A 15,701-nucleotide genomic window follows, 5' to 3' on the forward strand; every position below is an offset into this window, starting at 1 on the left:
ATGAAAAAAAATATAATAGCATTAATGATAGCAGCATCTCTTATGGCAGGGTATATGCCGGTAGAAGTTTTTGCCACGGAAAATAATGAGATAGAGAGTTTTAGTAGCGAAAATAAAAAATATGCGCATGGGGTTTATAATGTATCTAATAGTACTTTAAGAGTTGATTCAGATGCTCAGTCATCAGCTAGAAAATACGTAACAGAAGAAAGTAAAATTACTATATCAGAAGATGGTATTAAAGCTAGTTTAGAGTTTACTGAGAAAAACATAATGACTAATATTAGAATTAAAGTAAATGGAGAAGAGGTTTCTTATTCACAAACAGAAACTGGGGATAAATCAATTGAGGTAGAGTTTAACTTAAATTCTTTAGAAGATAATATTGAAGTTGCAACTGTGATAAATTTAGGTTTTCATGTAATGGATGTTTCGTTTAGAGTGTTATTAGATACTGCAAATATAGATATAGCACCAGATGATAATAATGAAAATATAGGGGATAATGAACAAGATTCTGAAAACACACCAGATGATAGCACTGAAACTCCAGATAATAATCCTAATAACACTCCAAATGATGAAAATAATAATGAAAATATAGAAAATAACAAGGATAATGATCAAAATAATAATCAAAATAATACTACCCCACCTAATAATGATAATAGTAGCAATAATAAGCCTAATAATAACAGTAATAAACCTAGTAGTGGAAATGATATAGGACAAAACAGTAATACATTGGGAAATGGAGCAGGTAATACAGGGGCAAATAATAATTCAAGTAGTATACAAGCTCCAACAGCAACACAAAATACAAATACTGTTATTTATAAAGTCCAAAATGGAATATTGTCAAATAGTCCGATTGGATATAGTGCAGCTAGGGCTGCTGTAAGTAGCACTTCTTATATAGAGGTTATAGATGGTGTAACGTATGTGACTTTAGGATTGTCACAGCTTGACGTTATGACTAATGTAAAAGTTTCTGTTGATGGTACTAATGTAAATTATGAAACTGTTAGAAGTAATAGCTCAAATAATACTAAAGACATAAGATTTAAAGTAGGTAGTGTAAATTCAAAGATAACTCTTTCAGCCTATATAACTATGTCAGATATGAATATATCATTTGGTGTGGATATTTTAGAAAATACTATGCAACAAATAAGCAAGACAGAGGTTAATAAATCTTTGGGAACAGCTAGTACTTTAGCAGTAACATCAACTAATTCTTCAAAAAATAATAATAATACTAGTAGTACTAGTGGAAATTCATCAAATAACGATTCAAATTCTAAATCATCTACAACAGGAGATAAAACTAGCAAAAGCAAAACGGAGAGTAATAGTGAATTAGAAGAAATAGAAGCAACAGAATATTTTAAAAAGTATACAATAGAAAATGAAGTTGTAAGTGATAGTGCTGTTGGAAAAATGATGGTTAAAAAATATTTAAATAGTACAAGTACTTTAGAGGAGATTGATGGAAAATATTACTTAACTCTAACTTTTGTAGGTACTAGTGCTATGGACAATATAAAAATAATGGTTAATGGTAAAGAAGTAGAATATTCTATGAAAAATATTAGTGATGAGGATAAAGGTACAAGCACTTTTAAGTTTGAAATAGGTAGTGTAAATGATGAAATAAAAATGTCTATGCTTATAGTGCCAATAAACAAAACAATAGAATTTGGAGTATCGCTTTTAGAAGATACTATGACATTAGTAGAAGAGGGTGAGGTAGCTAAAAATGAAGCAGAAGAAGATGAATCAGCAATTCAAACTTTAGCTTCACTAAATACACCTAGCAATGACAATGGAACAAGTGCCTTTAAAACTATTATAATATCAACATTAACAACAATGATAACAACTGGAATATTAGGAGGGTTAGCAGTAATATTCTTGAGAAATAAAAAGAAAAATATAAAAAAATAGTATGAATATTATTTTAACAAAAACTATATTAAAATAGTTGTTCTATTTTAATATAGTTTTTATACTATAATTTTACATATATTAAATTATTATTAAAATAATATATTAAAAACTTTTTTTTCTTAAAAATAAATGTTTTTGACTTTTTTTGAATGAAAACATTGACAATGTAAAAAATGTATTATAAAATAAATACAAGCAGTAGGAAATGCAAACGATTCGCAGATTAAATGTAAAATTAATCATAGTAGGGGTGAGGCTTAATGAATAAGACAATGAATTTTATAAAAAGAGTAATTTTATTTTTTATAGGTATGAGTGTTATACAGTTTGGGGTAGCTATGTTTTTAGAAACTAATATAGGTTCAGATCCATTTACAGTTTTTACACAAGGGTTAGCAAATACACTTGGTAAAACACCTGGACAAGCTAATAGAATAATATTAATTGTATTAATTGTTGCAATACTTTTTATAGAAAGAAAACGTATAAAAATAGGAACTTTAATCTGTGTTGTTGGGGTTGGTCCAATAATAGATTTATCTTCAAAAATTGTATCAATATTTCCAATAGCATCTGCAAACTTCTTTGTTAAAATGTTAATCGTTGTGCTTGGAGTATTTATAATAGCAGCAGGATTTTCATTAGTTTCTGGAAGTGATGTTGGAGTTGCTCCAAATGATATAGTTCCATTTATAATTCAAGATAAAACTAAAGTACAATATAAATATATAAGAATTGCTTTAGATGCAACATTTTTAATAGTTGGATTTTTAATTGGAGGAACAGTTGGAGTTGGAACAATAATTGCAATGCTTGCTATGGGACCATTTATACAATTTTGTTTGCCTCATGGTAAAAAAGTTGTTGATTTAATAGTTGGTTCAAATAAAGAAGAAGATAAAGTTGTAGCAGCTTAAAATAAATTAAAAGCTAAGGAAGATCCTTAGCTTTTTTTATATTTTATTATTATTGAAACTTAAAGTTATAAATTATTATAATAAAAGGTAAGATTTTAATTATAATAAAAAGGAAGTTTATAAGATGAAAGTAAGAGTACCAAGTTATTTTGATGATTTTAAGTGTATAGCACAAAAGTGTGAAGATACATGCTGTGCAGGATGGGGAATAGTTATTGATGAGATAACAAATGAGCGTTATAAAAATGTAAATAATGAATTTGGAGAAGTTTTAAAAAGTAAAATAATTAAAGATGAGGACGGAGATGTAGTTTTTCTTTTAGATAATGGAAATTGTTCATTTTTAAATAAACATAATCTATGTGATATTTACTCTAACCTTGGAGAGGATTATCTATGTCATACATGCAAGGAATATCCAAGATATACTGAAGAATTTTTTGACTTAAAGGAAGTTGGAATTTCTTTATCTTGCCCTGAATCTGCAAGAATAATATTAAAATCAGAAGAAAATTTTAATTTTAAATTAAGTGAGAGTACAACAGAAAATATTTTAGAGGGTGATATTGATAAAGATGTTTTTTTGAATCTTTTAAATTGTAGAAGTGTTATTTTTAGTATTTTACAAAAAAAACATTTAGGCTTAGATATTAGAATTTGTATAATACTTAAATTTGTTAAGGAGATTCAAGATAAAATAGATTTAGGAGATATGGCGGAAATATTAGATGTCATAGAAGAATATAACAATGAGAAGTTTTTAGATAAAATAATAAAAAGTTTATCTACTTATAAGCAAAAATATGGTGATAAATATAAAAATATATATGAATATTTCAAAGTTTATAAAGATATTAGACATATAAATGAAAATGATCCACTATGTTTAAACAATGCATTAAAATATTTTAAAGAAAATAAGAATTTACTTACATATAAACATAAAGAATTTGATGATTATTATAAAAAAAGTTTGTTTAAATTTGAAAATATTTTAGTTTATTTTATATTTAGATATTTTATGAAAGCAATATTTGATTATGATGTGTCTGCAAAAATAAAATTAGCTATAATAAGTATGTTGATGATTAAGGAATTATCTATTGTAAGATGGATAGAGAAAGGTAACTTTATAGAAGAAGATTTAGTTGATATAGTGCATATGTATTCTAAAGATGTAGAGCATTCTGATGAAAATATAGAAGCATTGCAAGAGGTGTTTGAAACTAGAGACATATTTGATAGTGATGAAATTATAGTTACAATACTTAACTAATTTATAGAACATAATCAAATAATTTGTGGGGTAAATTAAAGTAGAAAGGAAATTTTATGTATATACAAACAAAGTTAGATTTAACAAGGTTGGATAATATAGAAGAAGAGGTAAGAGAGTATAGTGAGGATTTTTTAGAACATAAGCTTATAACAAATGGTGAAGGTGAAAACTTTTTATTAGAATTAAAAGAAGCTTTTAAAACTTGCAAGGGCTTTTATTTTAGTGTAGCTTTTATTAATTTTTCAGGATTACAATTAATTTTAGATGACTTAAAAAATTTAGCAGAAAACAACATTAAGGGTACAATAATAACTTCAACTTATTTAAATTTTACGCAAGTTGGTGCTTTAAAAAAGTTAAAGGAGTTTAATAATATAGATTTAAGAATATTTGTTACTGATGAAAAATTAAGAGGTTTTCATACTAAGGCTTACATATTTGAATATGAAAAAAATTATAAAATATATATTGGTTCATCTAACCTAACTCAAAGTGCTTTAAAGAGTAATGAAGAATGGAATGTAAAAATAATAAGCAAAAAAGATTATGGATTTTCAAAGGATGTAATGGATGCTTATTATAAACTTTATAATGAATGCTATGAAGTCAATGATAATTTTATAAATGATTATGATACTTTTTTAAAGGATATAAAAAAGACTAATATAGAGGAGAGTACAAAAAAATTTTTATTAAAATATGAAAAGATAACACCTAATGTTATGCAGAAGGAAGCTTTAGAGAATTTAAGAAGATTAAGAGAGCATGGAGGGAATAAAAGTCTTGTTATAGCAGCGACGGGTACGGGAAAAACGTATATGTCAGCATTTGATGTACAGGAATTTAATCCTAGAAAAATGCTTTTTATTGTACATAGAGAGGATATCTTAAGAAAAGCTATTTTAGATTATAAAAAAATAATGCCATATAAAGAATTTGGGTTATTTACAGGAAATATAAAAGAAAATGGAAAAGAATATCTTTTTGCCACTATTCAAAGTATGTCAACTTATTACAATGATTTTAAAGAAGATGAATTTGATTATATAGTTATAGATGAAGCCCATCATAGTGCTTCAGAAACTTATAAGAAAGTTATAGATTACTTTAAGCCTAAATTTTTATTAGGAATTACAGCAACCCCTGAGAGGACAGAAGGGAAAGATATATTTTCCATTTTTGATAATAATATTTCTTTAGAAGTTAGATTGAATGAAGCTTTAGAAAAGAAATTAGTAGTTCCATTCCACTATTTTGGGATAACTGATATAGATTTGATAGATTACACAGGGATAGATATTAATGATATACAAAGGCTTTCAAAACTTCTTGAAATTAATGAAAGAGTAGATTTTATAATAGAAAAAATGAATTTTTATGGCTTTGATGGATATAAGAGAAAGGCTGTTGGATTTTGCGCAAGTGTTGAACATGCAAAATTTATGGCCAATCAATTTAATAAAAGGGGTATAAAAAGTATAGCATTAACAGGGGGTGATTCAGTTAATAAAAGGCAAGATGAAATTAAAAAATTAGAAGATGATAATAATGGATTAGAAGTTATTTTTACTGTAGATTTATTTAATGAGGGTATTGATATTCCATCTATAAATTTAATTTTAATGTTAAGACCAACTCAATCATCTATAATTTTCATACAACAATTAGGTAGAGGTCTTAGAAAGTACAAAGAAAAAGAATTCTTAACTGTGTTAGATTTTATAGGTAATTATAATAAGGCATTTCAAATTGCTATAGCTTTAAATGGTGCAAAGTATTATGACAAGGAAAGTTTAAAGGCTTCTATAAAAAGCAACTTTTCTAATATAGCAGGGTGCACAAATATTGAAATGGATGAAATAGCTAAGGAAAGAATATTTTCTCAGATAAATAGTGAAAACTTTAATAATATGAAGTATTTAAAAGAAGAGTATAATGAATTTAAAAAGATTAATGGTGGAAAAGTTGTAAATTTTTTAGCTGATTATTTCTTATTTGAAGGAGCCCCTAATCCTTTGAAATTTATAGGAGCTGTTCCTAGTAAGAGTTATCTTGGATTTTTAGAAAAGGTGGAAAAAAATTTTGAAGATACAAAGCTATTAAAAAATGAAAAATTTAAATTTGTTTTAAAAGATATAACAGGGAAGTTACCATTGAAAAGACCTTTTGAATTTTTAATTTTAAGATATCTTATAAAAAATGGTGTATCTACAAGAAATCAACTTAAAAATGATATAGAAAAGTATATAGATTTTATAGATGATAAAACTTTTAATTATACAATAGAGTGTTTAAGAGGAGATTATCATAGTAAAAAGGAAAGTAATTTTAATTTCATAGAAGATTATGGGAATAAAATAATTTTAGCATCTGAAATTAAAGAAGTTATACAGAATGAGAAGTTTAAGTTGTATATAAATGATTGTATAAATTATGGGTTATTAGCTTATGAAAGAGAGTTTGGAAGGAAAAACTATGGTATGCCATTTTTAAAACTTTATAGTAGATATACAAGAGATGATGTTGTTAGAATGTCTAATGCTACTAAAAAATTTGGTGGGTACGGCATGGGCGGTTTAAAGACTAATGGCAATAATTGGTATATGTTTGTAGGGATGGAAAAAGAAGAAGGAATAAAAGAGGGTATAAATCATGAAAATGAATTTATAGGAAGAGATATTTTTGTTTGGCAAAGTTCAAGTTCAACAACTTTAGAATCGGAAATTGGTCAAAAGCTTATAAATAATGTTGAAAAAAACATAAATATGCACTTATTTGTTAGAAAACACAGACAAATTGATGGAATAATTGAGCCATATATTTATATGGGAATGGTAGATACTGTTTATCATGAAGGAGAAAAGCCAATAACTGTACATTTAAAATTAAGAAATAAAGTAGCCACTAGAATATATAATGAATTAAAATAAAAAATAATTATAGAATTTATTAATTTTAAATAATGTTTGTAATTTGTAGATAGTAATTTTTTTAGAGATAAATAACTGTCATAAAATAAAATTGATTTTAAATATATATATAATGTGTAGCTTAAATTTTAAAGTCGCCAATTTTGGCGGCTTTATTTTAAATTAAAAAATATAGGAGGATTAACACTTTTGCTAAAAATATTTAAATATTTAAAATCTAAGGAATGGTTATTTGTATTTTTTAGTGTAATATTTATATTAGTTCAAGTATGGCTTGATTTAAAGCTTCCAGACTATATGTCTGAAATTACAACGCTTGTACAACTAGAGGGTAGTACTATGGAAGATATTTTGATATCAGGAGGGCACATGATGCTATGTGCGTTTGGAAGTTTAATTTCTTGTGCTATTGTAGCCTTTTTTGCATCAAAAGTTGCAGCAGCTTTTTCTATGAGGATTCGTAGTAAAGTTTTTAATAAAGTAGAATCTTTTTCTATGGATGAAATTAATAATTTTTCCACAGCAAGTTTAATTACTCGTTCAACAAACGACATAACTCAAATTCAAATGTTTATAGCTATGGGACTTCAAGTGATTATTAAAGCTCCAATTCTGGCAATTTGGGCAATTATAAAAATATCAGATAAAAATTGGCAGTGGACAACAACAACAGCTGGAGCAGTTATATTTCTTTTAGTTATAAATATTATTATTATAACTTTTGCAATTCCTAAATTCAAAAAAATTCAAGGTTTGACAGATAATTTAAATAATATCACACGTGAAAATTTAACAGGACTTAGAGTAATAAGGGCATATAATGCAGAAAGTTATCAAGAGAAAAAATTTGAAAATGCTAACAATGATTTAACATCTAATAATCTTTTTGCAAATAGGATAATGGCAATTATGAATCCTAGCATGGGACTTGTTATGAATGGCTTAAATCTTGCTGTCTATTGGATTGGGGCTTATTTAATACAAAGAGCAAGTATGCAAGATAAATTGTCTTTATTTAGTGATATGGTAGTTTTTTCAGCTTATGCAGTACAAGTTGTTATGGCATTTATGATGTTAACAATTATTTTCATAATACTTCCAAGAGCTACAGTTTGTGCAAAACGAATTAATGAGGTATTAGATACAAAACTTAGTATATTAGATGGACAAAAAAATGTTTCAGATATTTCATTAAGAGGTGAAATCGAATTTAAAAATGTTAGCTTTAAATATAAAGATGCTAAAGAGTATGCTTTAAAAAACATAAGCTTTACAGCGCACAAAGGTGAAATTGTTGCTTTTATTGGGTCGACAGGGAGTGGGAAAAGTACTCTTATAAATCTTATCCCAAGACTTTATGATGCAACGAGTGGGGAAGTTTTAGTTGATGGAATAAATGTTAAAGAATATAGGAAAAAAGATCTTAATAATAAATTAGGTTATGTGCCACAAAGAGCTATTTTGTTTAGTGGGACAGTCTTATCTAATGTAGCTTATGGAATAGATGAAACTGGTGATGAAATTTTAGAAAAAGTGAAAAAATCTATAAGTGTTGCTCAGGGGACAGATTTCATTGAAAATATGAAAAATACTTACAATGGGAATATTGCAGAAGGTGGAACTAATGTATCTGGTGGGCAAAAGCAAAGGCTTAATATTGCAAGAGCTATTTATAAAAATCCTGAGATTTATATATTTGATGATTCGTTTTCAGCTCTTGATTATAAGACAGATAGAAATCTTCGTTTAGAGCTTAAAAAACAAACAGTAGATGCAACTAATATAATTGTTGCACAAAGAATTGGAACCATTAAAAATGCTGATAAAATAATTGTTTTAGATGAGGGAGAAATAGTTGGAATGGGTACTCATAAAGAACTTTTAAAGACATGTAAAGTGTATAGAGAAATAGCGTATTCGCAATTGTCTAAGGAGGAGCTTGAGGATGAGTAATGAGATTTTTAAGGGAAGAAATCACAAAATGGTAGGTGGTCCTTCGAAAAGAGGCATTAATAATTTTGAAAAACCAGAAAACTTCTTAAAGAGCTGGAAAAAATTAGTTTTGTATTGTAAATTCTGTATACCTCAAATAATAGTTGCCTTTATTTTTGCAATTATAGGTACTATTTTTACTATAGTAGGTCCCAATAAGTTAAGTCAAATAACAGATTTAATAACAGACGGATTAATAAGTGGAATTGATTTAGAAAAAGTTCAGAAAATAGCAGTTTTTCTTTCTATACTTTATGGTTTAGGTTTTGTGTTTAATTATATTCAAGGATTTATAATGGCAACTGTAACACAGAGGCTTTCAAAAAGTTTAAGGACTGATATTTCAGAAAAGATAAATAGATTGCCTCTTAAGTACTTTGATTCAATGAGTTACGGAGATGTTTTAAGTAGGGTGACAAATGATGTTGATACTATAGGGCAAACCATGAATCAAAGTATTGGTGTATTAGTTAGTGAGGTCACATTATTTTTAGGATCTTTATTTATGATGTTAAAAACTAATTTAATTATGACTTTTTCTGCTGTTATTGCAACAATAATAGGTTTTTTATTTATGATATTAATTATTTCAAAATCGCAAAAATATTTTTTGGGACAACAAAAATATTTAGGAAAGATAAATGGACATATAGAGGAAATTTATAGTGGGCATGTTATTGTAAAAGTTTATAATGGTGAGGAAAAAGCAAAAAAAACTTTTGATAAAATAAATGAGAAGTTATATGAAAGTGCTTGGAAATCTCAATTTTTGTCTGGACTTATGATGCCTTTAATGGGGTTTATAGGGAATTTTGCTTATGTAACTGTGTGTGTTGTAGGTGGAACGATGGCTCTTGATAATAAAATTACCTTTGGTGTTATTGTAGCATTTATGATATATGTAAGATTGTTTACAAGGCCATTATCTCAAATAGCACAGGCGTTTACTAATATGCAGTCAACAGCAGCGGCAAGTGAGAGAGTATTTGAATTTTTAGATGAGACAGAACTTGAAGATGAAAGTTATAAAACTGAGATTTTGACAAGTTCAAAAGGTGATGTAGAGTTTAAAAATGTGAAATTTGGATATACTCCTGAAAAAATTATAATAAATGATTTTTCAGTTCATGTATTACCAGGTCAAAAAATAGCAATAGTTGGACCAACTGGTGCTGGAAAAACAACTATAGTAAATCTTCTTATGAGGTTTTATGAAGTTAATAGTGGGGAAATAAAAATAGATGGAATTAGCACGAAGAAATTAACAAGAGAAAATGTACATGATTTTTTTTGTATGGTTTTACAAGATACTTGGCTATTTGAGGGCAGTGTAAAAGAGAATATAGTGTATAGCAAAGAGGGGATAAGTGATGATGAAGTAATAAATGCTTGCAAAGCAGTTGGAATTCACCACTTTATAGAATCACTTCCGATGGGGTATGATACTGTTTTAAATGATAAAGTCAATCTTTCAACAGGACAAAAACAACTTATAACAATTGCAAGGGCAATGGTAGAAAAAGCACCTCTTCTTATACTAGATGAAGCTACAAGCTCTGTCGATACTCGTACTGAGGAACTCATTCAAAGAGCTATGGATAAATTAACAGTAGGAAGAACATCTTTTGTTATAGCACACAGGTTATCTACTATAAGAAATGCGGATTTAATTCTTGTAATGAAAGATGGGGACATTATAGAAAGTGGAAATCATGAAGAACTTTTATCTAAAGGTGGTTTTTATTCAGAACTTTATAATAGTCAGTTTGAAAGAATTTCATAAATTATTAAAAGAAATAAATAAGTTAAAGTAGGATAGCCACCAATTTTAAGGTGGCTATTAAATTATTAATAAATTTTATTAATTAAGAATCATGGATGATGGACCTAGAAGTGTATTTGTATCAATATGCTTTAAAGAAATAATAATTTTTTTATTATCATAAGTATTTCCTGGTATATTGCTAAATTTAAAAACAATATTATTCTTTATAGTTTTAAAGAAAATATTACATAACGCTCCATTAAGATTGTATTTAATAGATTTAGTATCAATTATATAACCTTCAGGAATCTCATAGTTATAAATTATGTTTTTTAATTCTTTAGATCCTATATTTTCAATTTCAATTTTATCTTCTTTAGGTCTTGTAACTACTCTTAGCACTGCTTGATCTATTGTAAGTTTCATATTTTTTAATTCTGCATCTAATTCATTTAAAAATTTTAAGGAATTATTAGATGAAGAATTTAAAGAATCTAGATTAAATAACATGTTAAATTTAAGATTTAATACTTCATTAGGTTGTAAAGTACCTAAATAAAATATATTACAAGTTATACTTTCAGATGTATAGACCTCTCTTGTATAGGTGTTCCTTAGTGATGAAGGAATAAATTTAAAAAAATCAGTATTACAGATTTTAAATTTAACATCTGTTAATTTAGTGTTTAAGGTATTTTTTATAATTAAATCAGTTAAAATGATATCTTTGTTTTTTATTTTTATATATTCTGTATCGGTGTATATATCACTTTTTTTATTATTAATAGAACAATCAAAAATACAAAATTCTATTTCCTTATCTTTGTTTAAGGAGTTTGGTTTTAAAAATATTTCTTTCTTTATATTAATCATAACTCTTCCCTTAAAAATTATTATTATTTATATTATGTTTAAAAAAAATAAATGTGTACTTTTTGAATATGAAACACAAATGGCATCATATGATTAATTATATAACTAGCAAATTAGGAGGAATTTATGAGTATAAAAAATGGTGATGTAATAAATTTAAACACGTGTGTGTGTGATGATTTATATAACAAAACTATAACAATCAATGAAAATATTAATGAAATTACATTAACCAGTAATGGTGAAATGTGTAATTTTAAGATATTTATTAAGAAAAGAAATTCAGATTTAGTAATAAACATAAATGATTTAGTATTAGATTCTAAAGAGGATATAGCAATAAATTTTGCATCTGGAGAAAAGCATGATTATAAAAATTATTTAGTATTTTCTGGAACAAACAGTATAAGCAGTGGAGGAAATATTTCAATATGTGTAACTAATAATCAAACCTTAGAAATTAAAGGGAAGGAAGATGGATTTTTAAAATTAAGTGGAGGATGTGGAATACCTACTATTGGAAGTAGTTTTTATACAGAGGGAGCTGGAAATCTTATATTTTCTGGACAAGGTTTTGTTGAGATTATAAGTGGTAAAAATGATTATAGATATAAAAACGAAAACATATTAGGTAGTGGATGCGGTATAGGGTTTTATAATACAGATGTAGAAGATATATCATCTATTACAATATTAGATGATATTAATGTAAAGATAACTGGAGAAAATGGAAAAAACATCGAAAGTATATCTGAAGACAGACTAGCAGATGTAGGTGAAAATGGTATATACATCAAAAATAATGGAAAAATTGAGAAAAAAGGAAATGGAATACTAGAGATAAATGCTGGTGATGGTGGTAGTTGTATAGGAAATTACAGTAGTGGAGTTTGTGGAAATGGTGGCTGTGCTATATGTATGGGAGCTGGAATAATTAATATAGATAATAATACTATTTTGAAAGCTGGAAATGGTGGTGGTGTCCAAGATAAATATGAATTTAGTATGGTAAAGGGAGGAAATGCAGGAAATATAATTTCGTTAATAGAAAAAGAAACAGCTGTAGTATCAAGTATTACAATGGGTGATAACATAAAGGTTATTTTAGGTAGTGGAGGAGATTCAGGAAGTTTTATAGATAGAAAAGCTATAAGAGGATTTGATGGTGGGAATAGTGGTAGTATAGTAAATTCTAATGGAAAGGTTAAAGTAAAAGTAGATAATATAAATATTGTTGAAGGAATAGGTGGAAGAGGCGGAAATGTAAATGATATAAATTATAATGGAAAAAATGGTGAATTAATAAAAAAATATTTAGGTGATGATATAGAATTGATAGAGAAAGAAAATGAAACTGAAAAATTACTAAAAGATATAGAAAAGTTACAAAATAAAGAACAAGAGGAAAAAATAGAAATGGAAGAAATAGTGAATAAAGAAGGTGATAATTTAGATATAGAATATAGAAAAAGTGAAACAATAAAAGATACAGAAAACTTAGAAGAAGTTATGCAGGATGAAGAAAATTCTGCTATAGAGGAAAATATAATAGAGATAAATAAAGAAAGTGGCTATAGCGAAAGTTTAGAAAATATAGATGATGGTAATGAAATTAAAGAAAAAGAAGAAATGAAAGAACAAGATAGTGAAAAAACAAAGAAAAAATCTATTTGGCAAGCTATAAAAAGCTTTTTTATAAATATAGAATAAAATTTTATCTCGTTAATAGGAGTAGTAACACCTAAATAATATCCTAAGTTAGATCCAATTTCAGGATATAGAATAATAATTTTATTGAAATTTGTAATTTTTTTATAATTAATATTATCTTTAGAAAAATATACTTCTACAGCATTACTATTATTTATTTTTAATCTATCGGATAAATAATTATTAAATTCAAATGTATAATTTGCTGTTATATTTGATGGAGGTATAGGTGATTCACAAAGTCTAGTTATGGCTTCAAAGGTTAAAACTGAACCGTCAACTACTTGAAGTGTATCACAATCCATAAATAAGCCTCCTTTTTAAACAAAAATTTATATGTTATATATTATGCTAGATTATAGCTTTGTGATTTTCATTAAAAATCATAAAGCACTATAAATTATATTTATAGTGCTTTATAAAGAATATTTAATAGAATTAGCAAAGAATAGTTTTACTTACGCCTACAAGATTTCCACAATCAACGTTAACATATAAAGCAAAGTTTTTAAGTTCAGCTAAGGTGTTATCAGTATTATCTGTAAATTTCATAGAACCATTAATAATAAGAGGTTCGTTTGTGCAAGCAGAAGCAGCATTATCAAATTTACAAGGAATATATACTGATATATTGTTATTGCATGAATCATCAGTGTCATTTTCTAATGCTACATCAACTTCATCATGTGTAATAGTTATAGTAACTGTTTTATTGTCAGCACTAATTACAGGAGAGGTAGCCATTTCAATTTTAGTGGATTTGCAACAACATCCTGTGTAAGATTCAACAGCTGCTGGAGGTGTAGATGTAGCATCTTCATAGAAACTAATTCCATCTGGAGCTGTAACATCTAAAACATATTTACCATCAGTATAATCTCCGCATATAGTATTTAGACATAATTTAGCTTCAAATTTACCATCATTTTCTGATGGGCAAACTGTTATAGAATATCCAGATACTTCTGGAGAATATTCTTCTACATTTGTGTCAGCTAATGTAACAGTAGCAGGTTTACCTATAGATGCACCAGCATTATCAAGTGCAGTAAAAGTACCTGTATTAGTTAATTTACCAGCATTAGTAGGATCGTCAGCGTTTTCTAAAAGCTTATCTAAATCATCTACTGTAGCTTGAAATTTAACTTTTACGGTTACTGGATAATCAGTGTTAAGATTATCTTTAGGTATATCAACTGTTAAAGTATCAATATTGGTGTTAATATCAGTAGTAATAGCACCTTCTATAGAAACAGTAATAAGTGTTCCCACTAATACCTCTACATCAGCTTTTCCAGTATCACCATTGTTAACTACTTTTAACCCACTTTGTAAGGTATCTTCAAATTGCAAGCTGTTTAATTGAGTTGTTGGATTACAAATTTGAACTTCAGATTCAAATGTTAGTATTGAGCCTTTAAGAACTCGAACTGTATTATCACATGCCATAAGAAAAGTCTCCTTTTTTAATTGATTTTTGTTAAGCAATATAAGTTTTTTGAAATATTGTAAAATAAATTATATTATTATAGTATGAAAAGTGATAAATTTTGGTACTTTTAAAATGAAATTTTAAGTTAAATTTAGTTGCTAAAGGTTTTTAAAAATATCTATATGTAATTTGGATTTAAAATTTAAATCATAAAATCCTTCTAAGATAAATCTTAGAAGGATTAATTTAAAATTTACTTTTCATCCTTTTTATAAGGAAATATAAATCTATTTACTAATGTAGCTACAATAATTCCTATAAATGTTTCAATAATTCTATTTATGGTATATATATAGTTTGGTTCTTGTTTGATTAAAAGAGTATTTGCAAGTAAAACTACACAAGCTATTGTAACAGAGCCAGGTTTTTTTAAAACTTTACATATGTAAATTACAACTATGCATAAAAGAGAAGTAACTATGCATTCAAAATAGTAGTTATTAAATTTAAGAAATAAAAACGTTGATAAAATACCAGCACATCCACCAATTAAGGTTCCTATCATCCTATTTACTCCCATTTTTACAGTGTTTTCATGAGAATCTTTTAAACAAATAACAGCAGCTATACAAGCATAAAAAGGATATTCCATATTTAATAGATGAGGTATTATCATGCATATAAATACTGAAAGAGCTGTTTTTTGAATTCTTGCTCCTACTTTTGGTAATTCAAGTTTCTTGTTCATAATATAAGTTTAACCTTTCTTTGATAAGATTATTTTTATAAATAAACTCTTTTTATTTTAGGCTTAAAAAAATATAATTTCTACACAATAAATGTTAAAATTTTT

General features: G+C 26.7%; 10 protein-coding genes. 7 read left to right on the forward strand and 3 right to left on the reverse strand.

Going from position 1 to position 15,701, the window contains the following annotated elements; all coding sequences use genetic code 11:
* The 6 genes from HH195_RS03180 (at nt 1) to HH195_RS03205 (ending at nt 10,851) form a co-directional block, all read left to right on the forward strand.
* Nucleotides 1-1,947 carry an NEAT domain-containing protein gene (locus HH195_RS03180; RefSeq protein ID WP_196371542.1) on the forward strand — a complete coding sequence of 649 codons (1,947 nt, stop codon included), beginning with the start codon at nt 1-3 and terminating at the stop codon, nt 1,945-1,947.
* Nucleotides 1,948-2,210: 263 nt separating this feature from the next.
* Nucleotides 2,211-2,867 carry a YczE/YyaS/YitT family protein gene (locus HH195_RS03185; RefSeq protein ID WP_196371543.1) on the forward strand — a complete coding sequence of 219 codons (657 nt, stop codon included), beginning with the start codon at nt 2,211-2,213 and terminating at the stop codon, nt 2,865-2,867.
* A gap of 124 nt (nt 2,868-2,991) precedes the next feature.
* Nucleotides 2,992-4,143, forward strand: a complete 1,152-nt coding sequence (fliB, locus tag HH195_RS03190) for a flagellin lysine-N-methylase (RefSeq protein ID WP_196371544.1) — start codon at nt 2,992-2,994, stop codon at nt 4,141-4,143.
* Between the two features lie 56 nt (nt 4,144-4,199).
* A complete protein-coding gene (locus tag HH195_RS03195; protein WP_196371545.1) occupies nt 4,200-7,076 on the forward strand; it encodes a DUF3427 domain-containing protein in 2,877 nt (958 codons plus the stop codon).
* A 189-nt stretch (nt 7,077-7,265) separates the two neighbouring features.
* Nucleotides 7,266-9,029: an ABC transporter ATP-binding protein gene (locus tag HH195_RS03200; RefSeq protein ID WP_196371546.1), complete on the forward strand. Its 1,764-nt coding sequence runs from the start codon at nt 7,266-7,268 to the stop codon at nt 9,027-9,029.
* On the forward strand, nt 9,022-10,851 hold the full coding sequence (locus HH195_RS03205) for an ABC transporter ATP-binding protein (protein WP_196371547.1): 1,830 nt from the start codon (nt 9,022-9,024) through the stop codon (nt 10,849-10,851). Before HH195_RS03200 ends, HH195_RS03205 begins: the two co-directional genes overlap by 8 nt.
* Nucleotides 10,852-10,929: 78 nt before the next feature.
* Here HH195_RS03205 and HH195_RS03210 read toward each other — a convergent pair whose 3' ends face one another.
* Nucleotides 10,930-11,706: a hypothetical protein gene (locus HH195_RS03210; protein WP_196371548.1), complete on the reverse strand. Its 777-nt coding sequence runs from the start codon at nt 11,704-11,706 to the stop codon at nt 10,930-10,932.
* Nucleotides 11,707-11,832: 126 nt separating this feature from the next.
* Between HH195_RS03210 and HH195_RS03215 the strand changes: the two genes are divergently transcribed.
* Entirely contained in the window at nt 11,833-13,416 is a 1,584-nt protein-coding gene (locus HH195_RS03215; RefSeq protein WP_196371549.1) for a hypothetical protein, read from the forward strand.
* Between the two features lie 438 nt (nt 13,417-13,854).
* Here HH195_RS03215 and HH195_RS03220 read toward each other — a convergent pair whose 3' ends face one another.
* Together HH195_RS03220 and HH195_RS03225 are read right to left on the reverse strand one after the other, a co-directional pair.
* A complete protein-coding gene (locus HH195_RS03220; protein WP_196371550.1) occupies nt 13,855-14,865 on the reverse strand; it encodes a hypothetical protein in 1,011 nt (336 codons plus the stop codon).
* A gap of 236 nt (nt 14,866-15,101) precedes the next feature.
* Entirely contained in the window at nt 15,102-15,596 is a 495-nt protein-coding gene (locus tag HH195_RS03225; protein WP_196371551.1) for an FUSC family protein, read from the reverse strand.
* Nucleotides 15,597-15,701: the final 105 nt, after the last annotated feature.

Origin of the sequence: Candidatus Sarcina troglodytae (genome assembly GCF_015708635.1) — a bacterium.
GTDB lineage: Bacteria > Bacillota > Clostridia > Clostridiales > Clostridiaceae > Sarcina > Sarcina ventriculi.